Annotated in this window: 23 protein-coding genes and 1 other RNA gene; 10 read left to right on the plus strand and 14 right to left on the minus strand. The window is 64.0% G+C overall.

Going from position 1 to position 23464, the window contains the following annotated elements; all coding sequences use genetic code 11:
* Position 1 precedes the first annotated feature (1 nt).
* Positions 2-619, minus strand: coding sequence for a LemA family protein (locus tag RMN99_RS06035; protein ID WP_309622399.1), 618 nt, complete (start codon positions 617-619; stop codon positions 2-4).
* Positions 620-799: 180 nt separating this feature from the next.
* Between RMN99_RS06035 and mscL the strand changes: the two genes are divergently transcribed.
* Positions 800-1201: a large conductance mechanosensitive channel protein MscL gene (mscL, locus tag RMN99_RS06040; protein ID WP_309622400.1), complete on the plus strand. Its 402-nt coding sequence runs from the start codon at positions 800-802 to the stop codon at positions 1199-1201.
* Between the two features lie 48 nt (positions 1202-1249).
* Positions 1250-1596: a transfer-messenger RNA gene (gene ssrA, locus RMN99_RS06045) on the plus strand.
* A gap of 192 nt (positions 1597-1788) precedes the next feature.
* On the opposite strand, the gene RMN99_RS06050 is transcribed toward ssrA, so the two are convergent.
* The 5 genes from RMN99_RS06050 to RMN99_RS06070 all read right to left on the minus strand — a co-directional run bounded on the left by RMN99_RS06050 (position 1789) and on the right by RMN99_RS06070 (position 6028).
* Positions 1789-2031 carry a hypothetical protein gene (locus RMN99_RS06050; protein WP_309622401.1) on the minus strand — a complete coding sequence of 81 codons (243 nt, stop codon included), beginning with the start codon at positions 2029-2031 and terminating at the stop codon, positions 1789-1791.
* A gap of 112 nt (positions 2032-2143) precedes the next feature.
* On the minus strand, positions 2144-3394 hold the full coding sequence (locus RMN99_RS06055; RefSeq protein WP_309622402.1) for an N-succinylarginine dihydrolase: 1251 nt from the start codon (positions 3392-3394) through the stop codon (positions 2144-2146).
* Positions 3394-3786, minus strand: coding sequence for a GFA family protein (locus RMN99_RS06060; RefSeq protein WP_309622403.1), 393 nt, complete (start codon positions 3784-3786; stop codon positions 3394-3396). The genes RMN99_RS06055 and RMN99_RS06060 overlap by 1 nt, the downstream gene beginning before the upstream one ends.
* A gap of 2 nt (positions 3787-3788) precedes the next feature.
* Positions 3789-4820, minus strand: coding sequence for an arginine N-succinyltransferase (locus RMN99_RS06065; RefSeq protein WP_309622404.1), 1032 nt, complete (start codon positions 4818-4820; stop codon positions 3789-3791).
* Positions 4817-6028: a hydrolase gene (locus RMN99_RS06070; RefSeq protein ID WP_309622405.1), complete on the minus strand. Its 1212-nt coding sequence runs from the start codon at positions 6026-6028 to the stop codon at positions 4817-4819. Before RMN99_RS06070 ends, RMN99_RS06065 begins: the two co-directional genes overlap by 4 nt.
* A gap of 563 nt (positions 6029-6591) precedes the next feature.
* Here RMN99_RS06070 and RMN99_RS06075 point away from each other — a divergent pair.
* The gene (locus tag RMN99_RS06075; protein WP_309622406.1) at positions 6592-8649 is read left to right on the plus strand and encodes a malate synthase G; all 2058 of its coding nucleotides are present in this window, start codon (positions 6592-6594) and stop codon (positions 8647-8649) included.
* 55 nt (positions 8650-8704) lie between these two features.
* Here the strand turns inward: RMN99_RS06075 and RMN99_RS06080 are convergent, their stop codons facing one another.
* The 5 genes from RMN99_RS06080 to RMN99_RS06100 all read right to left on the minus strand — a co-directional run bounded on the left by RMN99_RS06080 (position 8705) and on the right by RMN99_RS06100 (position 15103).
* The gene (locus RMN99_RS06080) at positions 8705-9394 is read right to left on the minus strand and encodes a CDP-alcohol phosphatidyltransferase family protein (protein WP_309622407.1); all 690 of its coding nucleotides are present in this window, start codon (positions 9392-9394) and stop codon (positions 8705-8707) included.
* 8 nt (positions 9395-9402) lie between these two features.
* Entirely contained in the window at positions 9403-10251 is an 849-nt protein-coding gene (rsmA, locus tag RMN99_RS06085) for a 16S rRNA (adenine(1518)-N(6)/adenine(1519)-N(6))-dimethyltransferase RsmA (protein ID WP_309622408.1), read from the minus strand.
* Complete coding sequence (pdxA, locus tag RMN99_RS06090; protein WP_309622409.1) at positions 10241-11254, minus strand: 4-hydroxythreonine-4-phosphate dehydrogenase PdxA; 1014 nt, start codon at positions 11252-11254, stop codon at positions 10241-10243. The genes rsmA and pdxA overlap by 11 nt, the downstream gene beginning before the upstream one ends.
* A gap of 8 nt (positions 11255-11262) precedes the next feature.
* A complete protein-coding gene (locus tag RMN99_RS06095; RefSeq protein ID WP_309622410.1) occupies positions 11263-12627 on the minus strand; it encodes a peptidylprolyl isomerase in 1365 nt (454 codons plus the stop codon).
* A gap of 154 nt (positions 12628-12781) precedes the next feature.
* Entirely contained in the window at positions 12782-15103 is a 2322-nt protein-coding gene (locus RMN99_RS06100; RefSeq protein ID WP_309622411.1) for an LPS assembly protein LptD, read from the minus strand.
* Positions 15104-15201: 98 nt separating this feature from the next.
* Here RMN99_RS06100 and RMN99_RS06105 point away from each other — a divergent pair, with 98 nt between their 5' ends.
* The 4 genes from RMN99_RS06105 to RMN99_RS06120 all read left to right on the plus strand — a co-directional run bounded on the left by RMN99_RS06105 (position 15202) and on the right by RMN99_RS06120 (position 18011).
* Positions 15202-16653, plus strand: a complete 1452-nt coding sequence (locus RMN99_RS06105) for a leucyl aminopeptidase (protein ID WP_309622412.1) — start codon at positions 15202-15204, stop codon at positions 16651-16653.
* Positions 16643-17077, plus strand: coding sequence for a DNA polymerase III subunit chi (locus RMN99_RS06110; protein WP_309622413.1), 435 nt, complete (start codon positions 16643-16645; stop codon positions 17075-17077). The genes RMN99_RS06105 and RMN99_RS06110 overlap by 11 nt, the downstream gene beginning before the upstream one ends.
* Before the next feature lie 169 nt (positions 17078-17246).
* Positions 17247-17669 (plus strand): nucleoside-diphosphate kinase, encoded by a 423-nt coding sequence (gene ndk, locus RMN99_RS06115; RefSeq protein ID WP_309622414.1) that lies wholly within the window; start codon positions 17247-17249, stop codon positions 17667-17669.
* A gap of 96 nt (positions 17670-17765) precedes the next feature.
* Complete coding sequence (locus RMN99_RS06120; protein ID WP_309622415.1) at positions 17766-18011, plus strand: hypothetical protein; 246 nt, start codon at positions 17766-17768, stop codon at positions 18009-18011.
* A gap of 3 nt (positions 18012-18014) precedes the next feature.
* Here the strand turns inward: RMN99_RS06120 and RMN99_RS06125 are convergent, their stop codons facing one another.
* The gene (locus RMN99_RS06125) at positions 18015-18191 is read right to left on the minus strand and encodes a Flp family type IVb pilin (protein WP_309622416.1); all 177 of its coding nucleotides are present in this window, start codon (positions 18189-18191) and stop codon (positions 18015-18017) included.
* Between the two features lie 341 nt (positions 18192-18532).
* Between RMN99_RS06125 and mddA the strand changes: the two genes are divergently transcribed.
* Positions 18533-19264 (plus strand): methanethiol S-methyltransferase, encoded by a 732-nt coding sequence (mddA, locus tag RMN99_RS06130; protein ID WP_309622417.1) that lies wholly within the window; start codon positions 18533-18535, stop codon positions 19262-19264.
* Here the strand turns inward: mddA and purN are convergent.
* Positions 19261-20214 (minus strand): phosphoribosylglycinamide formyltransferase, encoded by a 954-nt coding sequence (purN, locus tag RMN99_RS06135; protein ID WP_309622418.1) that lies wholly within the window; start codon positions 20212-20214, stop codon positions 19261-19263. The two genes, mddA and purN, sit on opposite strands and share 4 nt — an antisense overlap.
* A gap of 159 nt (positions 20215-20373) precedes the next feature.
* Positions 20374-21477, minus strand: coding sequence for a phosphoribosylformylglycinamidine cyclo-ligase (gene purM / locus RMN99_RS06140; protein ID WP_309622419.1), 1104 nt, complete (start codon positions 21475-21477; stop codon positions 20374-20376).
* A 35-nt stretch (positions 21478-21512) separates the two neighbouring features.
* Between purM and RMN99_RS06145 the strand changes: the two genes are divergently transcribed.
* Together RMN99_RS06145 and RMN99_RS06150 are read left to right on the plus strand one after the other, a co-directional pair.
* Positions 21513-22844 carry a heavy-metal-associated domain-containing protein gene (locus RMN99_RS06145; protein WP_309622420.1) on the plus strand — a complete coding sequence of 444 codons (1332 nt, stop codon included), beginning with the start codon at positions 21513-21515 and terminating at the stop codon, positions 22842-22844.
* Between the two features lies 1 nt (position 22845).
* A complete protein-coding gene (locus RMN99_RS06150; RefSeq protein ID WP_309622421.1) occupies positions 22846-23460 on the plus strand; it encodes an ATPase in 615 nt (204 codons plus the stop codon).
* The last annotated feature ends 4 nt before the right edge of the window (positions 23461-23464 follow it).

The following is a 23464-nucleotide window of genomic DNA, read 5'->3' on the forward strand; positions in this document are numbered from 1 at the left end:
CCTAAATCTTGCCTTCGAGGCTGGGTGCGGCCTCAGCCCCCGGGGTCACCGCCTGGTAGGGCACCATCGGCTTCGAGCCATAGATCACCTTGGCGCCGATCACGCTGGGGAAGGTGCGGATTTCGGTGTTATACTGGCGCACCGCCTCGTTATAATCGCGCAGCGCCACACGGATGCGGTTTTCCTGGCCTTCAAGCTGGCTTTGCAGCGTCTGGTAATTCTCGATCGACTTGAGATCGGGATAGGCCTCGACGTTGGAGAGCAGGCGGCCAAAACCCATCATCGACGTGGAAAAGCCGTTTTGCGCGTCCTGGAAGGCCTTCATCTTGGCCGGATCGGTCAGATCGCCGGGGCTCAGCTGGATGCTGGTGGCCTTGGCGCGGGCTTCAACCACGCCGGTCAGGATGCCCTTTTCCTGCGCGGCGGCGCCCTTGGCCACAGCGGCCAGGTTGGGGATCAGGTTGGCGCGTTCCTGGAACGCGGCCTGGACGTCGGCCCATTTGGCCTTGGCTTTTTCTTCGGCGGTCGGGATCGAATTGACCCCGCAACCTGCTACCGCGGCGGCACCAACGGCAACGATCATCGCGCGCGAGAACTGGGTGGGAAACGATGCGGACATGGGCCTGAGGTTCCTTGTCATGGGCGGATCGAGCATCCGCGGCTGGCAGGGAATGTAGCGTGAAGCAGCCCCACTTCAAGCGCAAGGCCTTGAAATATCATTGGCGTCATGAAAGCTTGCGGGGCTTTGCAATCGATGGCAGTCACGCTCCCGGGACAATATCAGAGGGAAAAATGCGCCATGCTCAGTGAATTCAAGACCTTCATCGCACGCGGAAATGTGCTCGATCTGGCGGTTGGTGTGATCATCGGTGCCGCATTTGGCAAGATCGTCAGCTCGCTGACCGATGATGTGCTGATGCCGTTGATCGGCGCCGTGGTCGGGGACACCGATTTTTCGAACAAGTACATGGTGCTCAGCGGCAACGTCGCTGAAGGCACACCTTTGGCTGCGGCCAAGGAAGCCGGGGCCAATGTGCTCGCCTGGGGCAGCTTCATTACCGCGCTGATCAATTTCGTGATTCTGGCCTTCGTGATCTTCCTGATCGTGCGCCAGGCAAACAAGGTGATGCCGGCGCCCGATGCTGCCGGACCGAGCGAAGTCGATCTGCTCACCGAAATCCGTGACTCGCTGAAGAAATAGCGGATTTCCAATGGAAAACCCGGGGCGGGGGAAGCACAGGCTTCCTCCGCCCTTTTCATTTACCCGATTGCGCCTATATTGAGCGGTGCCGGGCCTGCCCGGATATGGTGATAAATTGTTGCGTGCAATAGATGCAGCGGACCCGGGGGCGGTACCCGGCGGCTCCACCACCTCTCCTGTTGTCGCAGGGGTCATGTTGGGGCCGAACTAGGATCGACGTGTGTTGAAAAGCGCAGTTTTTACCCGGGCTGAGTAACCCGCTTCAAGGCTCAAAACTCACAAGTGCCAACGACAACGAAGCACTTGCTCTCGCGGCGTAATGTGACGGCCTCACGGCCTGAATTTACAAAACGACAGCACGGTTCGGACCGAACCGGGTAACAGAATCGGAAACCGGGCGTCCGGGGGTACGTAGCAACAGAAACCCCCACTTCAGCCGCTCCTGAATTGCCCCATGCCGAGCTGCAAAATGCCACGAGCTGCGCTTCCGGTGCTCACGTACTGAAGTACGCTGCGCGCCGGTTCTCGATCCTGACCATTTTCGCTCCGGCCTGGAGCAATTCAGGAGCGGCTGACCGCTCCGGGGCTCAAAACACCGCTTCGACCTGCTCTTTGAGGCGCTTCTCGTGCTTGAGGCAGTCGAGGATCTTGCCGCCGGCCATGAACACCGCGCCGCTGCAGGCCACAAACAGCAGCTTGCCGCCAAAGCCGGGGTAGAGATCGAGGTACAGCTTGCCGCGCTCCATCGCGCCAAGCGCCAGCGCATAGATGATGAGATACGCCTCGACCGGGGTCTTGATCACAAACAGGCGCTTGATCTTCTCGAACATGGATTCCCCGATTCGTTAACACCTGGTAGAGCAACGATCATGCCAGCCGCAGATTTCCATGCAAGACGATGGTTACCGCGCGCGGCATCTGTAAGCTTTTCCGACAGCGCGATCAGGCCAGTTCGGCCAGGTCCAGCGCATCCAGCAAGGCACTGCGCGCAACCATAACGCGCCGGGCCAGGTCTTCGTTGCCAAGATCGGCCGGAGAAATCGTTTCGGGCCAGTGCGCGGCGATGATAGCTTCGATCCGGGTGGCCTTATCGCTGTCGAGCAGGAAGCGCGGATCGACCGTGGCAGGATCGGCCACCACCCGCAGCCGCAAGCAGGCGGGGCCGCCGCCATTGGCCATCGACTGGCGCACATCGACCGGCAGCACCCGCCGAATCGGGCCGTTCGCGGCGAGCATGCCATCAAGCCAGCCGCGCACGCTGGGATGCTCCCAGGCTTCAAGCGGGATCACCAGACCCATCTCGCCGCTGGGCAAGGTGAGCAGTTGGGCGTTGAACAGGTATGATTTGATCGCCTCGGCCAGGCTGACCGCAGCGGCCGGGACCACCACGATCTCCGCTTCGGGAAGCGCGGCACGCACTGCTGCATAGGTGCCCTCGGGATCGGCAAAGGCCTGTTCATGCGTAAACAGCACCCGTTCGTTGGCCACCGCCACCACATCGTTGTGGAACGCGCCAGCCGCGATTGCCTCGGCGTTTTGCTCGGCAAACAGGCAGCGCGCCGGATCCAGCCCATGCAGGCGTGCCACAACGCGGCTGGCCTCAACGTGCTGGCGCGCCGGGAAGGCCCCGCCGGTCTTGCCGTAAACGAAGATCTCAAGCCCCGACGCATCATGCCCGGTGCCCATCCGCATGTGATTGGCCGCACCTTCATCGCCAAAGCAGGCCGGAACCGCATCGTGCACTGCAAAATGCGCGGCATCGGCAAAGGCCAGTCGCAGCTGGCGCACCGTATCGGGCCATTCCTGGCTGCGGTGCGGCATGGTGACCAGGTTCGCCGCGGTCAGGTGGCAACGCCCATCGGCGCAGTCGGGCGCGGGCGAAACCGTGGCGGCATTGGCGGTCCACATCGAACTGGCCGACCAGGCCGCAGCCATCAGTCGCCGGTCCTCGCTGCCATCGGCGCCGATGCTTTCAAGGAACCGTCTATTGGGGCGGGGCAGGGGCAGCAGGAAGCCCTGGGTGAGGCCCAGCGCCATGTTGTGCCGCATCTTGGCCAGGCCCTGCAGCGCTGCTGCGCGCGGATAGGAAGGATCGCCCGCGTGGCTGGCCGAAGCAAGATTGCCGAGGCTGAGCCCGGCATAGTTGTGACTGGGGCCGACGATCCCGTCGAAATTGATTTCCACCAGGCTCACTACATGTGCTCCACATCGTCGCCGTTTACCGCGAGCCACGGCTGGCGGCGGTTTTCATAGACCGAGAAATGCGGTGCGGGCTGGGGCTGGCTGGCAAACCCGCCCATCGCCACGGCGATCTGCCCGGGGAGGCTATCGTTGGTGTAAAACAGCGTGCTGCCGCAATGCGGGCAGAAATTGAACGTCGCCGCGCCGCCGCTTGTGCCGGTGTTGCGCCAGCTGGCAACGTCGCCGGCGCTGGCCACGGCGTCCTCGTTCCAGCGGCCCTGCCAGGCAAAGGCGCTGCCGCTGCGGCGCTGGCATTCGTGGCAATGACACACCGATACGCGCAGCGGTTCGCCCGAGACCCGCACGGCGAGTTGTCCGCAGCGACAGGTGGCGGTCAGCTCCACGCTCACCACCGGGCCACGTGAGTCAGGCTCTGGCCGGGTTCGACCCGCAGCACACGGGCGCAGTCAGGATCGATTGCAATCCCGTCGTCGCGCGCATCCATCCAGCCATAGGCGGCGCGGAACTGACCCAGTTGGCCATTGGCAAACAGGCGTTTTTCGCCCGCCTTGTGATCACCCAGCCCATCTTCGATGGCGACGATCATATCGTCCCTGGCCTCGCGGATCGAGCGGATCTGGTCGGTCCGCGCGGTCATGGTCGGGCCGCCATCGAAGATATCGATGTAGTTTTCCCAGGAGAAGCCTTCGCCTTCCAGCATCCGCATCGCGGCGCGGCCGCTGGGGTGGGGCAAGCCGATCACATGGCGCGCAGCCTCGCTCAGCATCGCGATATAGACCGGGTGCTTGGGCATCAGATCGGCAATGAACTGATTGCCGTATTTGGCGTTGAATTCGTCCGCTTCCTGAAAGCTCATCCCGAAAAAGCGCCCCGCAACCCCGTCCCAGAAGGGCGATCCGCCAGCCTCGTCGATCACCCCGCGCAGTTCGGCGAAGGTCTTGTCGGCAAAGCGCGCCCGGTGCTTGGCGATGAACAGATAGCGGCTGCGCGCCAGCAGCATGCCCTGGCCGCCCGATCGCTCGCCCGGATGCAGGAACAGCCCGCCCACTTCAGACAGGCCTTCCATGTCGGTTGAGAGGTTGAGGATGTCGGCCCGGAAGGTGCGGCCCAGCTCTTCGCTGTGCTGGGTCAATGCCCCGATCCGATAGGAATAGAACGGTCCTTTAAGCCCGACCGCAGAAAAGATCTGACAGGTACCGCGCACATCGCCGGTTTCGGTGTTTTCCAGCATGAACAGAAACAGGTCGTCACCAACCGTTTCTTCAGTCCGGGCAAATCCCTCGGCCGCCCGGTCGAGCTTGGCGATCAGCGCCTTGCGATCGGGTGGCAGGTTGGTGAAGCCGCCGCCGGTGCTCTTGGCCATTTCGTACAGGTGTTGCAGATCGTCGGCGCGCGCGGCGCGGATCACGAAAGTCAAAGCGGTGCTCCGATGGCAAGACGGTGAAGGACCAGCGCAGACAATTTCGCGCGCTCGGCAAGGCTGGGGACGATCAGGAACTCGTCAGATGAATGGATCGCACCGCCGCGCACCCCCATGGTATCGACCACCGGCACACTGCAGGCGGCGATGTTGTTGCCATCGCAGACCCCGCCCGAAGCGACGCGGGTGATCGGCTGGCCCAGCAACGCACTGCATTCTTCCACGATCCCGAACAGCTTTTCGGCGCGGGCATCAAGCACCTTGGGCGGACGGCTGATCCCGCCGTGCAGGTGCACACTGACTTCGTGTTCATGCTCAATTTGCGCGATCAAAACTTTGAGTGCGATCAGGAATTCGTCGGCCGCTACAATCTCGCGTGGGCGAATGTTGAAGCGCAACACGGCCAGATCTGGCACCACGTTGTTGGCGCTGCCGCCGTCGATCCTGGCCGGATTGACGCTCAGTCCGTCGCGGTGCAGTGCCTTGAGGCCCAGCGCCAATGCGGCGGCGGCTACAATCGCATTGCGGCCATCATCGGGATTGCGCCCGGCATGGGCCGATTTTCCGCGCACCGTCAGCGACCAGTTGCCGCTGCCCGCGCGCGCGCCCGCAAGCGTGCCATCGGGCAGTGCGCTGGGTTCATAGGTCAGCGCCGCCGCCTTGCCGCGCGCCAACTGCGCGATCAGCGCGGCGGAGGACAGGCTGCCGGTTTCCTCATCCGCATTGATCATCACGTCATAGCCGACGGCGGCCGCCGCTGCGCTGCCTTCAAAGGCTTTCAGCGCGGCAAGGATCACGCTGATCCCGCCTTTCATATCGGCCACGCCGGGGCCGTTCAGCGTTTGGTCGTCAAGCCAGACCTGGTCCTGGAACGGATCGTGCACCGGGAAGACGGTGTCCATGTGTCCGGTCAGCAGAAAACGGCGCTCTGCCGCGGGCCGCACCCGCAGCACCAGATGCTGGCCGTATGCGACTGGCAGTTCGGCCCCGCCGGGGGAAATCGCCTTGACCGGTGAAGGCTGTTCCAGCGTTACCGCGCCGGGCAGGGCAGCAAAGCCATCGGCCAGCGCAGCGGCTTGGCTCGCAAGACCCGCAAGGTTGCCGGTGCCGGTGTTGATCGCGCTCCACGCCTGCACCTGGCCCAGCATTGGCGTGGCATCGACGCTTTCGATCAGCGTCGTCTCGAGTTGCGTAAGCTGTTGCATATGGAACAACCTCTAGCCGAGGCAGGGTGGGCTTCCAACCCCTAGCGTTTTTCCGACTTCGGTTGAATTGGGGCAGGTTCCCCTCCCCGCCGGGGAGGGGCTAGGGCTAGGGGAGCGAGGCCGGAAGGCAGCGCGTCCACGCTGGCGTCGAACCCCCACCCCTAACCGCTCCCCGGCGGGGAGATCAGTCGGCGCAATCCGTCGCGACCAATCCTGGCTGTCCTACATGGCGGCAAACTGCCACAAGCGGCAGTGATGTGTGCTTCCGATCATACCCACGGCAGCTCCAGCCTGAACCGACCGGGCGCTTTCCGGCCACGGAGCTTTTTTTATTCCGCCACTGCGCCAAACGACGGTAACCGGCCCGGAACCCCAGCATTTCAGCCGCTGCGCCGATGTTGGAAGAAGCGGACTCAGTGTCAACTGTGTCAACTTCGATTGGCGCGAGAGCATGGTTGCCAATCGTGCTGCAATGCGGCAGATGCGCCTGCGTTCCTCCCCGGAATCAGCAGAAACCAAACCGGATCGCGGCCGCGCTCCGGCGCAATGCACTGTGAGGTAGAATGAGCGATCGGGTTGAGAAATCGGGCCTTCAGGTTGATGCCGCGCTGGCCGCCTTCATTGACGGCGAAGTGCTGGCCCCGTTGGGCAAAGACGCCGCGCAGTTCTGGGCGGGGTTTGCCGCTCTGCTGGCGAAGTTCGTTCCTGAAAACCGGGCGCTGCTGGCCAAACGTGATGATCTGCAGGCCAGGATCGACGCCTGGCACCTGGCGCGCGCCGGACAAGCCATCGACCCTGGCGAATACCAGGCCTTCCTGACTGAAATCGGCTATCTGGTCCCCGAACCCGCACCGTTCCAGATCGGCACCCAGAACGTCGATCCGGAAATCGCGACGATGGCCGGGCCGCAGCTGGTGGTGCCGGTGCTCAACGCGCGGTTCCTGCTCAATGCCGCCAATGCCCGTTGGGGCAGCCTGTATGACGCCTTTTACGGCACCGATGCGCTGGATGCCGCAGCGGCGCGGCCCGGCGGTTATGACGCGGTGCGCGGGGCTGCGGTGATCACAGCGGTGCGCACGTTCCTCGATGGCGCGGTGCCCGGCTGGCAAGCGGTGCTTGAAGGCGGGGAAAGTGAATACCTCGTAGCCCGGCGCGATGGCAGTTATCTGTTCCGTAACAATGGTCTGCACATCGAAGTTGTGATCGATCCGGCGCACCCGGTTGGCAAAAACGATCCGCTGCACATCGCCGACGTGCTGCTCGAAAGCGCGCTGACCACGATCTGCGACATGGAAGATTCGGTCGCGGCGGTCGACGCTGAGGACAAGCTGAATGCCTATCGCAACTGGCTGGGCGTGATCCGCGGCGATCTTTCGGAAAGCTTCGAAAAGGGCGGCAAGGTGCTGACCCGCACATTGAACGCGGACCGGCAGTGGGGCGATCTGACCCTGCCCGGCCGCAGCCTGTTGTTCGTTCGCAATGTCGGCCACCTGATGACCAACCCGGCGATCCTGCTGGCCGATGGCGGCGAGATCCCCGAAGGGATCATGGACGCGGTGCTGACCAGCGCGATCGGCGCGCACGACGTTGCGGAGCTGGGCACCTATCGCAACAGCAAGTCCGGCAGCATCTACATCGTCAAGCCCAAGCAGCACGGGCCGGAGGAATGCGGCTTCACCAGCCAGCTGTTCGATGCGGTGGAAGATCTGCTCGCTTTGCCGCGCCACACGATCAAGATCGGCGTGATGGATGAGGAACGCCGCACCTCGGCCAACCTTGCTGCCTGCATCCATGCGGTGCGCAACCGGATCGTGTTCATCAACACCGGCTTCCTCGACCGCACCGGGGATGAGATTCACACCTCGATGCGCGCCGGGCCGATGATCCGCAAAGGCGCGATGAAGCAATCGGCGTGGATCGATGCCTACGAGAAGCGCAACGTTCAGATTGGCCTTGCCTGCGGGCTCTCCGGCAAGGCACAGATCGGCAAGGGGATGTGGGCCGCGCCCGATCTGATGGGCGAAATGATGGTCCAGAAGATCGGCCATCCCAGGGCCGGCGCCAACACCGCCTGGGTGCCATCGCCCACCGCCGCGACTTTGCACGCGATGCATTACCATGCGGTCGATGTGTTTGCGGTGCAGCAGGATCTGGCCAGCCAGCCCACGCCGGGGCTCGAACCACTGCTCACCGTGCCGCTGGCGCTTGGCACCAACTGGTCCGAAGACGAAGTGCGCGAGGAACTGGATAACAACGCGCAAGGGCTGCTCGGCTATGTCGTGCGCTGGATCGATGCCGGGGTCGGCTGCTCCAAGGTGCCCGATTTCCACGACATTGGCCTGATGGAAGACCGCGCCACCTTGCGCATTTCATCGCAGCACATGGCCAACTGGCTGCTCCACGGGGCCTGCACGAAGGACCAGGTGATGGATAGCCTGCGCCGCATGGCCGCCAAGGTCGATGCCCAGAACGCGGGCGATCCGGCCTATCAGCCGCTGACCGGCAACGAAGATGCACCTGCGTTCCGCGCCGCGCTTGATCTGGTGTTCAAGGGCACCGAACAGCCCAGCGGCTATACCGAACCGCTGCTGCATGCCTGGCGGCGGGTGAAGAAGACTTAGGCCAAATCCAGATCCTTCGCATTTATGGCCTTCGCCCAAAATGGAGAGGAATTGGCTACTTTGCCTTCGGCCGCTCCATCAGGTCGAGCCGCCGCGCGGTGACCAGCGTCTGCCAGATGAACAGCAGGTTGAGCAGCGCCGCCGCCGCGCCGACGAAGAAATCGAAGCCCGAAAGCTTACCGATGCGGCCGGCATCGGGGCCCAGCACCATCATCGCCAGGGTCAGCGCGATCAGCACGAAACGCAGCTCGGTCGGGCCGAAATTGAAGTAGGACAGCTTGAATTCGCCCAGCACCCGCGCGCCCAGATAGGCGTGGATCGACAGCAACAGATAGCCGATCGTGGCAAAGGCCGCGGCATCCATGCGGACATAGGGTGAAAGCCCCATCCCGGCCATGATCAGCAGGATCACCAGGCCATCGACGCTGTGATCGATGAAGTAACCATATTTGGGCCGCTCGATCTTGCGCCAGCGGGCCAGGCTGCCATCGAGCGAATCCCCGAACCACTGCATCGCATAGCCCAGAATGCACCACCACATGGTGTGCAGCGACCAGCCGGACAGCGCATAGCCAAAGAACACGACCAAGGCGCCGAGCACGCCAAAACCGGTCAACTTGTCAGGCGTGACCCACAGCGGCAGACGCGCGCAAATCCAGTTGAGCAAGCGGCGTTCGGCCTTGGCCAGCACGTTCTGCTGGATACGATCAAGCGGCTGGAGGGGCTCGGAATTGTCGTCAGTCATGGCTGGCTTTACTCCCGGCCTTCGATCAGAGGCAAGGCCGGGATGCTAAGCAATTGTGCTACAGCAATAAATTCAGCGACGGTGAGCGTTTCTGCGCGGCGTTGGGGGTCGATCCCGAGCGAATCCAGCGCGGCCAGCGTGCCAGGAAGGCCCTTGACGCTTTGACGCAGCATTTTGCGGCGCTGGCCGAACGCGGCCTCGGTCAGCCGTTCAAGCTTGCGGGCGCTGACCCCGGCGGGCATCGCAGCCGGGGTGACGTGGATCACCGCGCTCATCACCTTGGGCGGCGGGGTGAAGGCGCTGCGGTGGACTTTCATTGCGATCTTGGCGGACGCGCGCCACTGCGCCAGCACCGCGAGGCGGCCATAGGCGTCGCTGCCCGCCGCGGCGATGATCCGGTTGGCCACTTCGAGCTGGAACATCAGCGTCAGGCTGGCCCATTGCGGCGGCCAGGCCTCACCCCCCAGCCAGCCGACGAACAGCGCCGTGCCGACGTTGTAGGGCAGGTTGGAAACGATGTGGTAGGGGCCTTCGATCCCGTGTGCGACCTTGGTCGCATCGCCCTCGATCACGCGCAACTGGCCGGGAAAGGCCTCCCCCAGTTCAGCCAAGGCGGGCAGGCAGCGCTTGTCCATCTCGATTGCGGTAACCTGCGCCCCGGCGTGCAGCAGCGCGCGGGTCAGGCCGCCCGGGCCGGGGCCGACTTCGAGCACCTGCGCACCCTTCAAGGGCCCCGGAATCGCCGCGATCCGGCCCAGCAGTTGCTCATCGAACAGGAAGTTCTGGCCCAGTGCCTTGCTGGCTTGCAGCCCGTGGCGGGCGATCACTTCGCGCAAAGGGGGCAGCTCAGTCCTCATAAAGGCCCGCCCGGCGCAGCGCGCACAGGCCCGCCATGCGGATGGCGGCAATGGTCGCGCCGGGATCGGCCGTGTTCTGCCCGGCAATCCCGAAAGCGGTGCCGTGATCGGGGCTGGTGCGCACCACCGGCAGCCCCAGCGTGACGTTAACGCCCGAATCGAAATCAAGCGCTTTGAGCGGGATCAGCGCCTGATCGTGGTACATGCACAGTGCCACGTCGAAACTTTGGCGCGCATGCGCGGTGAACAGGCCGTCGGCCGGATGAGGGCCGGTAATGGCGATCCCTTCGGCGGCCAGCGCGGCAATCACCGGGGCGAGCACATCGATGTCCTCGCGGCCCATCCGCCCGCCTTCGCCAGCGTGGGGATTGAGCGCAGCGACCGCGATGCGCGGCTTGGCGATCCCGAAATCGCGGTACAGCGCCATGGCGACGATCCGCGCCTTGCGCTCGATCAGCGCAGGGGTAATCAGACCGGGCACGTCCTTCAGTGCGACGTGGACGGTCAGCGGGACCGTGCGCAGCTGCGGCCCCGCCAGCATCATCACGGCATCGCCCGGCGCATAGGAACAGGCGGCGGCGACAAATTCGGTCTGTCCGGGATGGTCGAAGCCCACTTCGGCCAGCCGCGCCTTGGCGATCGGCGCGGTGATCAGGGCAGAGGCTTCGCCTGCGCGAACCAGTTCGGTCGCCTCTGACAGCGAGGCCAGCGCCAGTTCGGCGCCCGCGCGATCGGGCAGACCGGCGGCATAATCACCATCGGCCCCGGCTAGCACCGGCAACGCATGGTCAAACAGGTCGAGCGCTTCGGCGGGGTGAAATATCTCGGTAACGGGCAGATAAAGGCCGCGTGTTTGCGCCGCGGCGCGCAAAATCTCTGCACCGCCGGCGACGAAGAAGGGCAGCAGCTCTTCCGCTTCGCGCCGGGCCCAGGCTGCCGCGATCAGTTCAGGACCGACCCCGGCAGGATCGCCCAGCGATACTGCTAGGGGCGGGAAATCCATTGCCGAAATCAGTTGCCGTAATCGATCACCGCATCGCGGCGCAGATCGCGCAAGTAGGCCTGCGAGCGGCGATTGATGCGCTCGTCGAGGATCTGGCCTTCGACGTCCTCAAAGGTCGGATCGCCGGCCATTTTCGGATCGTCACGCCCGCACAGCATCAGCACGCTGACTCCATCGGTCAGCGAGCCGAACGGCGGTGTCGCCTGACCGACATTGAGCCCCAGCACCATCGCCGCGAGCGGCCCGGGCAGGTCGCGCGCCTTGACCTGATCGTTGGTGATTACTTCGGCGCCGATCTGCTGGGCGATGGCATCGGCTGCAGCGCAGCCCTTGGCACCGCCAATTGCCGCCGCAAAACTTTGCGCCTGGGTATTGGCTGCCGCCTCGCTGGTGCCGGCCGGGAACTTCAGCGCGATCTGCTTGAGACTGAGCACCGCATCGCGCGGATCGGCGGACAGCACCTTGCGCTTGTCGATCAGCAGAATGATCGAAAAGCCGCCGCGCACTTCGATCGGGCCGACCATCTGGCCGGTTTCAAGACCGGCCACGGCTTCCTGCAGTTCGGGCGGCAGCATGCCCAGCCGGACCCAGCCGAGATCGCCGCCAACCGGCGCGGTCGAGGCTTCGGAGAACTGGCGCGCATAGGCGACGAAATTGCCGCCGCCCTTGATCTGTGTGACGATTTTCTGAGCGTTCTGCGCCACGGCATCGCGGTTTTCGCTGTTCGAATAGAGGAAGATTTCGCCGACGCGATATTCGTCGGTACCCTTGGCCTGTTCCATCCGGGTGATGGCTTCACGCACTTCATCGTCCGACACGTTGACGAACGGCGTGACGTTGCGGCGCAGCAGGCGTTGCCACGAAAGTTCGCCGCGGATCTGGCGCTTGAGCGAATTGGGCGAAGAACCGATCTTGACGAGATAGGCGTCCATCGCCTTGGGATCCTGGCCGAAATTCTGGCGGGCGATGCGGTTGTAAGTCTCGTCAACCTCGGCGTCGGACACGTCCATGTCCTGTGCCTTGGCTTCCTGGATCTGCAGCGTTTCATCCATCAGGTTGCGCAGCACCTGCAGGCGCAGCCGCTCCATTTCATCGGGCGCAACCTTGCCGCCGTTGGCCGCGACCACCAGCGCCACGCGCTGATCGACATCGGTGCCGGTGATCACTTCACCGTTGATGATGACCATCGCGGTGCGGCGATTGGGATCCTGCTTGCCAAAGATATGCGGGTTTTCGGGCAGCGAAAGACTGCCCTGGCTGCCGGCGCCGGGTTCGTCCTGCGCGGTGGCCGCACCCGACAGGGCGATAGCCACCGCGGTCAGCGGGACGAGGATCAGGCGGTGCGAAAAGCGGCGGAACAAACGTGAAGTCACCGTGATACGATTCCCGAATAACGCGCCGGATAGACTGGCGCCAGAACTGCCGTGGCTGTTGCCGGGTGGCGGCTTAACCTTGGCTGAGCAGCGCGGATAGCGCTTTTGCGGCACACTGCCAACGGCCAAGCGCCCTTGCGGCCAAGTGCCCTGTTCAAAAGCCCAGATTGCGGAAGGCGATGTGGATCTGGAAGATGTTGCCCTGCCGCGCATCACCCGTGGTCACATAGTCGCGCCGCCAGGTTACGTCGAATTCAAGGCAATCGTCCTGATAGGCCACACCCAGCCGGGTGCGGATCGGCTGGAAGCCATCAACCCCCACCAAGGTCGGATCATCGCTGATCCCGGTCAGATCGAACACCCCCGAACCGAAGAACGACCAGTTGCCGGCAAAGGCGACGCGGCCCGCCACGCGCAGTTCCTCGCGGTCTTTCAGATCCTCGATCCCGCCGCCGACATCGCGGTTGAGGCGCAGATAACCGACTTCAAGGTAGGTTGACTGGCTGCCGATCGCGGCGTCGAACTCGTTGCGCCGGATCGCGAAATTGTCCTTGTCGAGCCGGAAGCGGTGGGTGAACTGGATGAAATTCTGATAACGGATCTCGGTCCGCCCGACCACGTCCGAGGTCCGCTCGGAAAGGCCGGTGCCGTCGGGCAGCAGCGTGGGCAGAACGGTCAGCCGGTAAGACTGGCCGATCGTGCTGTGAACGCGCCAGCCGGGCCGTTCGAACTGCCAGTCGATCCCGTAAGTGAACCGCACACCGTCCTCAACCCGGTCGTATCCGGGGAACCGGTTGAGTGCGAACAGGTTCGAATCTTCCAGATCGATCGCGCGGGCATCTTCGTTGGGCACGGCCAGATTGCGCAGTGTCGGGCTGGCGACCACCTGAAAGCGCGGGGTAAGCACTTGCGTGCCGCCCCACAGCGAACCGACCAGCGGATATTTGGCATCAAAGGCAATCGTGGCGACGCCGCGGCTTTGCCAGCCGGGATTGCCGCGATAGCTGGCGGTACTGGTCAGCGCGTTTTCATCCGAATGATAAATGTCGCCGCGCACCAGGCCGGTAACGCTGAGTTCCACGCCGAACGGGGTCAGCCGGCGCAGATCCCACTGCGCGCTGGCGAAACCGCGCTGGGTATCCTGGCCGGTGCTGCGGGTGACCGCCATGGTATTGACCTGCAGCTGAACCCGCCCGCCCAGCAGCGGATCATCAAGCCGGCGGCGGTAATCGAGCACCGGGATCGCAAACGGCACCTGGCCTTGCACATCGTTGACCCGCAGCGTCTGCGTGGCCCAGCCCGACACCGAGAAATACGAATTGTTGTCGATCCGCTCCAGCTCGGCAGTTGAGCGCAAGCGATCATCGCGGCTGATATCATAGCGGCGCAGGAAGGTGCGGTCAGAGGTGAGCCGGGCCGAGAAGGTCAGCCCCCAGTTGGGGGTGAACTGGAACTTGCCGTTGCCATAGAAGTAGCCGCGGAAATCCTTCTGGCTGGATGCCGGAACCCCGCCGATCGGGATGCGCGATGACCGCGTGGCATAGCCGGTCACCTGAAACGCGCCGGTCCCGGTAAGCTGCTTGTACTGCGCCGAAATCATCGGCAGCGCCTTGGAAAAGACATAGCCGGTAACCGAGAGGTCGCGGTTGGGGCCGATCCGCTGGTACCAGGTTTCCGAAAGCTGCACCCCGTTCGAGGCCGAAAGCTGAACGTCAGGGATCAGCAGGCCCGAAATCGGACGGCCATCGGTCGCCAGTGTGATCGGCGGCAGCGGCAGCAGGGCAATGCCGAACAGTTCAATCCGCGAGCCATAGAACCGCACGGTCTTGGCTTCGGGATCGTAAACCACCCGCTTGGCAGTGATTCGCCAGCTGGGCTCGCGCGGACAACCGGTGCTATCTTCCACCGCGCAGGCGGTATAGGCGGCCTGGCTCAGCTCGATCTTGCCGTCTGCGCCGCGCTGGCCCTGCCGCGCGGCCAGGCGCCCGCCTTCGCGCAGCACAATCAGCAGGTCCTGCATCGCCCCGGCCTTGAATTCGTCGGACAGTTCCAGCCGTTCGGTGAACAGCTGGTTGCCTTCGGTATCGACAAACCGGACGTTGCCTTCGGCCACGATCAGCCCGCTGGTGCGGTCCCAGGTTACCGCATCGGCGCGGACCGACTGGCCTTTCTGGCGCAGCACGACATTGCCGAACACTTTGAGTTCCTGCGTCTTGTCGTTGTAAGTCGCCCCGTCCGCCTCGAACGAAACCTGTTCGCCGGGCGCAGGCAGGCTGGGTTCGGGCAAGGTCGAGGTCTGTTCGGCCTCAGCGCTGGGCTGCGGGACCTGGTCTTCGAAACTGGGCGGTGACTGCGCTTGATCCTGCGCCATGGCCGGGCTGGCGATCAGGGCAAGGAGCAACGCTGCTCCGGCAATCTGCTGGCGGTTCGGATGCAGAAAATGAAGCGGCGCAAAGTGCCGTGCCGGGGGGAGCATGGCTTGCCTATCGCACTGCTCACGCCTAACTGCAATCCATCTGAAGGCTGCCCACGAACGGTTTGGCGCAGCCTGACTTCTTCGCTTTGGGAGCAGCCATGAAAATCGAATTCGTCGCCACTGTGGAAAGCCCGGTGGCACACCTAGTCAACCAGGATACCTTGCCCGCCAGCCTAGAACCGGCTTTGGCCGAAGGCGCCAGGGCCAGCCGCTTTAGCGGAAAAGCCGGGCAGCTCCATGAGGGCTTCATCAGCCGCGATGGCAAGGTGGTGCGCGTGGCACTGGCCGGCTCCGGCGAGAAGGGCGCAAAAGACCGCAGCGCGGCGCTGGAACGCGCCGGTGCGGCGATCACTGCAAAATACATCGCCTCGGGCGAAGTTGCGGTGACGATCGACTTTGCCGATGCAGGCCTGTCAGCAACCGAAGCCGCTGCGGTGATCCTGGGGGCACGGCTGCGCGGCTGGCGCCACGATGTCTACCGCACCAAGCTGCCGGCCGATCAGCAGGCCTCGCTCAAGGCGATCCGCGTGGTCGGCGCGCCCGATGGCACCGAAGCCGCCTGGAAGGTTGAAGATGCATTGGCCGACGGGGTCGAACTGACCCGCGAACTGGTCACCGAACCGGCCAACATCATCTATCCCGAAAGCTTTGTGGAACGCGTTGGCCAGCGGCTGGACGGCACTGGCATAAAAGTACGCGTGCTCGATGAAACCGAGATGACGGCGCTCGGCATGGGCGCGCTGCTGGGCGTGGCGCAGGGTTCGGTCCGCAAGCCGCGCATCCTGGTGATGGAATGGAACGGCGGCCCGGCGGGCGAAAAGCCCGTGGCCTTCGTCGGCAAGGGCGTGACCTTCGATACCGGGGGGATCTCGCTCAAACCGCCGGCCGGCATGGAAGACATGAAGTGGGACATGGGCGGCGCGGGCGCAGTGGCAGGGGCCATGCTGGCGCTTGCACGGCGCAAGGCCAAGGCCAACGTCGTCGGGGTCTGCGGACTGGTTGAAAACATGCCCGATGGCAATGCCCAGCGCCCCGGCGATGTCGTCACCACCATGTCGGGCCAGACGGTCGAGGTGATCAACACCGACGCCGAAGGGCGGCTGGTGCTGTGCGATTGCGTCACCTGGGTGCAGAAGGAATATTCGCCCACCGCAATCGTCGATCTGGCCACGCTGACCGGCGCGATCCTGATCTCGCTCGGCCACGAACAGGCCGGGATTTTCTCGAACGATGAAGGGCTGGCCGGAAAGCTCATCGCGGCGGGCAATGTATCGGGCGACAAGCTATGGCGGATGCCGCTGGGCCCGGCATACGACAAGCTGATCGACAGTCCGATTGCCGACATGAAGAACGTCGGCCCGCGCGAAGGCGGCTCGATCACGGCGGCGCAGTTCATCCAGCGCTACGTCGACAAGGGCACGCCCTGGGCGCATCTCGATATTGCCGGCATGGCCTGGGCCAGCAAGCCCGGCCAGACCTGGGACAAGGGCGCAACCGGATACGGTGTGCGGCTGCTTGACCGCTATGTGAGGGACAACCTTGAGGGTTGATTTCTACCAGCTCAGCCATTCCCCGGTAGAGATCGCCTTGCCGCAGCTGGCGGCCAAGATGATCGATGCCGGGGCCCGAGTGCTGGTGATTGCGGGCGATGAGTTGCTGCAAGGGCGGATCAGTGCCGCGCTGTGGGGGGTGAAAGACCAGTTTCTGGCCCATGGTTTATACGGCGGCGAACACGATGCGCGTCAGCCGATTTTGATCGGCAATCTCCTCGATGCTGCAAATGGCGCGACCTATCTGGCGCTTGCTGACGGTCAATGGGTTGACGGCGCTGAAACATTCGAACGCGTGTTTTTGCTGTTCGACGGCTCAACCATCGACGATGCACGCGCCACGTGGCGCAAGCTGGGCGAGATCGACGGGCTTGAACGCAACTATTGGCGTCAGGAAGGCAAGGGCTGGGTCAAGGCGGGGTGACCTCGTCCCGGGCATGATCCGGGGCCGCTGCCGGCTTGCCGCGAGCTTGCGTCCAAAGGCCAGCGGTCCCGGATCAAGCCCGGGACGACGGTGCCTTGCAGTGCACCATAATCCCCGCTAGGGGCGCGCCAACCTCTTCCATACCCCAACTTTGCCCAAGGAACCTGACATGGCGGTTACCCGCACCTTCTCGATCATCAAGCCCGATGCCACCCGCCGCAACCTGACCGGCGCGGTCACCAAGATGCTGGAAGAAGCCGGGCTGCGGGTCGTTGCCTCGAAGCGCATTCACATGACCCGCGCGCAGGCTGAAGGCTTCTATGCGGTTCACGCCGAGCGTCCGTTTTTTGGCGAGCTGGTCGATTTCATGATCAGCGGCCCGGTCGTGGTTCAGGTGCTTGAAGGCGAAGGGGCGATGCAGCGCAACCGGGACATCATGGGTGCAACCAACCCGGCCAATGCCGAACCCGGCACGATCCGCAAGGAACTGGCCGAATCGATCGAAGCCAATTCGGTCCACGGTTCGGATTCGGATGAAAACGCCGCGATCGAAATCGCCTATTTCTTCACGCCCGAAGAAATCGTCGGTTAGGCCGCGTAACAGTTTGCAAAAGGGCCGTCGGAGCAATCCGGCGGCTCTTTTCGTTTGGGCGGCTTGCGCCTAGAGTGGCGGCAAAGGAGTTCGGGCATGAAAGGCATGGGCGGCGAGGGCGGCGAGGACTGCCCGTTCAGTTTCAATTTCGATCCGGCCACATTCAAGGTCGGCGATACAGTCAGCTACCGGGTCAGCACGATGGAAGACTGGCCGTTTGTGGGCACGCTGCTTGAAGTGCATCAGGATCACGTGGTGATTTCGCCGGGCCCCGCGGAACCCGATGCCCGCTATGTGGCAACGCGCGAAGAGCGCCCGCTGGTGGACGGCAGCGAGATCTGAAAATCAGGGCAGCGTCGCAGCGGCCATCTTGACCTTGGTGGTCTCGAAGCTGTTGCCGACCGAGGCACCAAGCCCCTGCACGCCAACGACCAGGCCAACCACCATCAGGCTGCAGATCAAGCCATATTCCACCGCCGAAGTGCCGGTCTGGTCGGCCAAGAGCTTGCGCATGAATGCCATTTTCGGTCTCCTCACCCCAATCATCGGTAATTCGGGATAGACGGAAATGGCTTAGGCGGACTTGCCGGATCTGGTTAATGGATCGGAAGAGCGGCAGCAGATTGGCTGCAGACATGCCCGGTCACTGTCACAAAAAGCGAGCGGATCCCGGCTCGCCGCCGGCTCGAACGCCATTCAAAGCAAATTGACTCTTTGTTCGGACAGGTTGATGCTGTTTCAGCCAGATCGCCGCGCCGTAACCGGCGTGCGGAGTGGACGGGTCGCGTAAAGGCAAGGGCTGTCACCCAGTTCAGCCGGGGCTGACACTGGTGACGGCGGATTGCAACGCGGGGAGAATCACGATGCGCGCCATCTACCTAATGGTCGCCTTGGCCTGTTATACGGCATTCTTTGTGTCATTCGTCTACTTGGTCGGCTTCCTGGCCGGGCTCGACGCTTTGCCAAGCCATGTCGATAAGGGCATGGTCGCGGATACCGGAACGGCGGCGCTCTGGGACCTTGGCCTCATTTCGATATTCGGGATTCAGCACAGCGTCATGGCGCGCAAGGGCTTCAAAACCGCCTGGACCCAGTTCGTTCCGCAGCCGATCGAACGCAGTCTCTATTGCCTCGCTGCGGCCCTCGTTCTGGGCCTGCTTTATTGCTTCTGGCATCCGATTCCGGCCGCGATCTGGGAAGTCAGCAATCCGGCGCTGCGGACCCTGATCTGGGCCTTGTTCCTTGGCGGCTTTGGCATCGTGTTCATCAGCACATGGCTGCTCAATCATTTCGAACTGTTTGGCCTGGCGCAGGTGTGGCACAACTGGCGTGGTACGCCCGCCGCCGCGCCGCAACTGCAAACCCCCTTGTTTTACAAGCTGGTGCGCCACCCGATCTACTTCGGCTTTCTGATCGCGTTTTGGGCCACGCCGTCGATGACCGCCGGCCACTTGCTGCTTACCGTGGGGATGACGATCTATCTGTTTATCGGAATCCACTATGAAGAACGCGATCTGATGGACACCTTCGGGAAGGAATACGCTGACTACCGGCAAAAGGTCGGCAAGCTCATCCCGGGTATCGGCAAAAGCTAGAACGCGTCTGCGGCATCGATCAGGCTGGTCAGCTTGCGTGGCGCGACACTGCGCCACGAGCGGGCCAGCCAGCTGCCAACCGCATCCCAATCGGTATCGCCCAGATCCAGCCGCAGCCCGATCCAGCCATCGCCGAAATAGGCCGGACGGTAATAGCGCGCCGGATCGTTCTCGATCAGCTGGGCCTGTTCGTCCGGCCCGCTTACTTTGACCAGCAGTGCCACTTTGCCATCGCCGTGATGATCGTTCGAGACATAGGCGAACTTCTTGCCCTTGATGATCCCGAAGCAGGGCATCCCGTGGCTCAGCACTTCGTCGGCCTCAGGCAGGGCTAGCGCGCGGGAGCGGACTTCTCCGATCAGATGCTCGGGCGACGTAGCGCGCGAAACAAGCGCGGCGAGGCAGCGCGAATAGAGCTGATGTTCAGCAATCAGCACGCGCGCGGCCAGCGTTTCGGCGGTGTCACCGCGCTGGATCGCCACCGCGGTCTGGCCCAGCACCGGTCCGTCATCGAGCTGCGCAGTAACCAGGTGAACCGTGCAGCCGCCGTGGCCGTCGCCCGCCTCCAGCGCGCGTTCGTGGGTGTGCAACCCGGTGTATTTGGGCAGCAGCGAAGGGTGCACGTTGACCATCCGGCCGTCCCACCCGGCGACGAATTCCGGCGTGAGGATCCGCATGTACCCAGCCAGCGCGACATAGCGCGCACCGCTTTTCCGGATCGCCGCATCCAGCGCCGTCTCGTGATCGCGCCGGTCCATGCCCTTGTGCGGCAGCGCGAAAGTCGCGACGCCTTCCGCTGCGGCGAGTTTCAGCCCGCTGGCAGCGGGATTATTGCTGGCCACCAGCACGATCTCGTAAGGACAGTCCGCCGCGCGACTGGCATAAAGCAGCGCCGCCATATTGGTGCCGCTGCCCGAAATGAGCACGGCGACGGGTGTGCGCTGCGCCATCAGATCCTCTCCATTTTCACGAAGTGCAAATGGGGAGGTGGATCGCCGAAGGCGAGACGGAGAGGTGTTGGCGCTCGCCCAGAAACCCCTCCGTCAGCGGCTGAACGCCGCTGCCACCTCCCCATTTGTGGCATTCGCCAAAAATGGAGAGGACCGAAGTTAGCCAAGATGGGCGGCCTCCCAGGCTTCGCGCGCAGACCACACTTCAGCGGCGCCCTGGACGGTGCAGCCGCGCGGACCTTTTTCGACCACGCCGATCACGTAAACCGTTTCGCCCGCGGCTTCGAGATCGGCGATCAGCGTCGCCACTTCATCCGCCGCTACGGCCAACACCATGCCGACCCCGCAGTTGAACGTGCGCGCCATTTCAGCGGGTTCGATATTGCCCTGCGCCTGCAGGAATGCCATCAGGCGCGGCTGCTCCCAGGCACCGGCATCGATCCGTGCGTGCAGCCCATCGGGCAGTACGCGGGGTACATTTTCAAGCAAGCCGCCGCCGGTGATATGAGCAAGAGCGTGGATCCGGCCTGCACGGATAGGGGGCAGCAGGCTCTTCACATAGATCCGGGTCGGTTCGATCAGAAAGTCGATCAGCAGCCGTTCGGGATCGAACAGCGCAGGGCGATTCATCCGCCAGCCCAGATCATCCGCGAGCCGCCGCACCAGCGAATAACCGTTCGAATGGACCCCGCTGCTGGCAAGGCCAAGCAGCACGTCGCCTGCCGCGATTCGGTCCCCGGTCAACTGCTCACCGCGTTCGACCGCACCGACGCAGAATCCCGCCAGGTCATAATCGCCCGGCGCATACATCCCCGGCATTTCTGCGGTTTCGCCGCCGATCAGCGCGCAGCCGGCCAGCTTGCAGCCAGCCGCGATCCCGGCAACCACGCGCACGGCAACGGCATTGTCCAGTTTGGCGCTGGCAAAATAATCGAGGAACAGCAGCGGTTCGGCGCCTTGCACGATCAGATCGTTGACGCACATCGCCACCAGATCCTGCCCGATGGTGTCGTGCCGGTCATGGTCGATCGCCAGCTTGACCTTGGTTCCCACCCCGTCGTTGGCCGCAACCAGCAGCGGATCGGCATAGCCAGCAGCCTTCAGATCGAAGAACCCGCCGAACCCGCCAAGTTCGGCGTCGGCACCGGGCCGCGCGGTCGATTTGGCCAGCGGGCCGATCGCCTTGACCAGCGCATTGCCCGCCGCGATCGAGACGCCGGCCTGCGCGTAGGAATAGCTCTTCGGGGGCGGATTATTTGGCATTGCCACGCGCCTAACGCTTTCGTGCTTGGATTTCCATGAGTGATTGGGCAAAAGACCTGTGGTTTTCCCCGATGACTATGTTTTTCCGATCTTCCCCCCGCTTTGCCCCGCGCAACCGCCCGCTTGTCTGGGTGCTGGGGACGCTTGCGCTTGCGCTGGTGGCAGCGCTGGCGCTGCTTGGCCCGGCGCGGCTGTGGGCCCAGGTTGAAGGCGACCGCGGAATTGTGCCGGTGGCCAGCACCTCGGACATCCAGATCAGCGATATCGAGGTGAACTCTACCGGAGCGGACGCTGCCGAAGCCCGCGCCAAAGGCTGGGATGAGGCCGCGCGGCTGGCCTGGAAGAAAGCTGGCGGCCCGGCCATGGCCGATGGCGTGATCCAGTCGATGGTCTCGGCGATCGTCGTGCAGCGCGAACAGATCGGCCCCAGGCGCTATATCGCCACGCTGGGTGTGGTGTTCGATCGTTCGCGCGCTGGCCAGTACCTTGGCGGCACCAATGGCGGACGCAAGCATTCGTCGCCGCTGCTGGTGATCCCGGTGCTCCATTCGGGCGGGGTTGCGCAGGTTTACGAGGTTCAGGGGCCGTGGCAGCTGGCCTGGGCGCATTTCCGCGCTGGCAACAGCCCGATCGACTATGTCCGGCCGGTCGGCGCAGGCGGCGATTCGCTGGTCATCACCGCAGGTCAGCCCGGCCGTCGCAGCCGCGCCTGGTGGCGCAACGTGCTGGATCAGTTCGGTGCCGCCGGCGTGCTGATCCCCGAAGCGCGGCTTGAACGGCAGTGGCCCGGCGGCCCGGTGCGCGGCACCTTCACCGCGCGCTTCGGCCCCGATAATGCCTATATCGACAGCTTCACGCTGACCGCCAAGGATGAGGCCGGCTTGCCCAAGATGCTGGCCGAAGCCGTCATCCGGCTTGACCAGATCTATGCCCAGGCACTGGCCGAAGGGAAGCTGAAGGTCGATACCTCGCTTAACGTGACCGGCCAGATCGATCCCGGCATCGCCGCACTGATCGCGGCCGGACAGGCGCCCGAGCAGACCGCCGTGCCGACCGCCCGGCCCAGCTCTGCCCCCAACGATGGTGCCAGCGCGAGCCCGACGCCGACGCCGACGCCCATCCAGGCCGAAACGCGCACCTTCACGGTGCAGTTCGCCTCGCCCGATGCGACCGCGGTCGATTCTGCGTTGGGCGCGGTGCGATCAGCGCCCGGGGTCAAGGGCGCGTCGACCACCAGTCTGGCGATGGGCGGCACATCGGTTATGCGGGTGACCTACGAAGGCGATCTTGACACCCTGGCCGCATCGCTGCGGGCGCGCGGGTGGAAAGTTTCGGTCGGCGCCAACGCGCTTTCGATCAAGCGCTGATATGTCGCAGATCGCGCTCCCCCTCAAAGTGGGGGCTTCGGGCCCTTCGCGGATCGTGCTGGGCAATGCCAACACGGCTGCGGTGGAAGCCTTGGCCACCCCGCAAGCCTGGCCATTCCGCACTGCGGTGCTGGCCGGTCCGCCGCGCTCGGGAAAATCGTTGCTGGCGCGCTGGTTTGCCGAAAGCGGCGGGGGCGAGGCGATCGACGATGCTGACCGGATGGACGAAACCGAGCTGTTTCACCGCTGGAACCGGGCGCAGGAAGCCGCGCTCCCCTTGCTGCTGGTGACCGGGCTTCACGAAGGCGGCTGGACGATCGCGCTGGCCGATCTGGCCTCGCGCATCAAAGCCGCGCTGCAACTGGAAATCGGGGTTCCCGACGATGCCATGATGGCCGAATTGATCGCGCTGCACGGCGAGGCGCGGGCGCTGCCGCTCGGCCCTGATGCGGGCACATACCTTGCAGCGCGGAGCGAGCGTTCCCATCTTGCCGCCGAACAGGTGGTGGAAGCGATCGACCGGTTGAGCCTTGAACGCAAGGCTCCGCCCGGTCCCGCGATCTGGCGCGAGGCGTTGGAACAGCTGCTGGGCCCCGATGAACCGCGCTTGATTTAGCGCG

It is taken from the genome of Novosphingobium sp., from assembly GCF_031417815.1.
In the GTDB taxonomy this organism is placed as follows: Bacteria; Pseudomonadota; Alphaproteobacteria; order Sphingomonadales; family Sphingomonadaceae; genus Novosphingobium.

Excerpts from the sequence above, each read along its gene's own strand:
- RMN99_RS06035 (WP_309622399.1), bottom strand. The coding sequence starts at position 619 with ATGTCCGCATCGTTTCCCACCCAGTTCTCGCGCGCGATGATCGTTGCC.
- mscL (WP_309622400.1), top strand. The coding sequence starts at position 800 with ATGCTCAGTGAATTCAAGACCTTCATCGCACGCGGAAATGTGCTCGAT.
- RMN99_RS06050 (WP_309622401.1), bottom strand. The coding sequence starts at position 2,031 with ATGTTCGAGAAGATCAAGCGCCTGTTTGTGATCAAGACCCCGGTCGAG.
- RMN99_RS06070 (WP_309622405.1), bottom strand. The coding sequence starts at position 6,028 with ATGCAACAGCTTACGCAACTCGAGACGACGCTGATCGAAAGCGTCGAT.
- RMN99_RS06075 (WP_309622406.1), top strand. The coding sequence starts at position 6,592 with ATGAGCGATCGGGTTGAGAAATCGGGCCTTCAGGTTGATGCCGCGCTG.
- RMN99_RS06080 (WP_309622407.1), bottom strand. The coding sequence starts at position 9,394 with ATGACTGACGACAATTCCGAGCCCCTCCAGCCGCTTGATCGTATCCAG.
- rsmA (WP_309622408.1), bottom strand. The coding sequence starts at position 10,251 with ATGAGGACTGAGCTGCCCCCTTTGCGCGAAGTGATCGCCCGCCACGGG.
- pdxA (WP_309622409.1), bottom strand. The coding sequence starts at position 11,254 with ATGGATTTCCCGCCCCTAGCAGTATCGCTGGGCGATCCTGCCGGGGTC.
- RMN99_RS06100 (WP_309622411.1), bottom strand. The coding sequence starts at position 15,103 with ATGCTCCCCCCGGCACGGCACTTTGCGCCGCTTCATTTTCTGCATCCG.
- RMN99_RS06105 (WP_309622412.1), top strand. The coding sequence starts at position 15,202 with ATGAAAATCGAATTCGTCGCCACTGTGGAAAGCCCGGTGGCACACCTA.
- ndk (WP_309622414.1), top strand. The coding sequence starts at position 17,247 with ATGGCGGTTACCCGCACCTTCTCGATCATCAAGCCCGATGCCACCCGC.
- RMN99_RS06120 (WP_309622415.1), top strand. The coding sequence starts at position 17,766 with ATGAAAGGCATGGGCGGCGAGGGCGGCGAGGACTGCCCGTTCAGTTTC.
- RMN99_RS06125 (WP_309622416.1), bottom strand. The coding sequence starts at position 18,191 with ATGGCATTCATGCGCAAGCTCTTGGCCGACCAGACCGGCACTTCGGCG.
- mddA (WP_309622417.1), top strand. The coding sequence starts at position 18,533 with ATGCGCGCCATCTACCTAATGGTCGCCTTGGCCTGTTATACGGCATTC.
- purN (WP_309622418.1), bottom strand. The coding sequence starts at position 20,214 with ATGGCGCAGCGCACACCCGTCGCCGTGCTCATTTCGGGCAGCGGCACC.
- purM (WP_309622419.1), bottom strand. The coding sequence starts at position 21,477 with ATGCCAAATAATCCGCCCCCGAAGAGCTATTCCTACGCGCAGGCCGGC.
- RMN99_RS06145 (WP_309622420.1), top strand. The coding sequence starts at position 21,513 with ATGAGTGATTGGGCAAAAGACCTGTGGTTTTCCCCGATGACTATGTTT.
- RMN99_RS06150 (WP_309622421.1), top strand. The coding sequence starts at position 22,846 with ATGTCGCAGATCGCGCTCCCCCTCAAAGTGGGGGCTTCGGGCCCTTCG.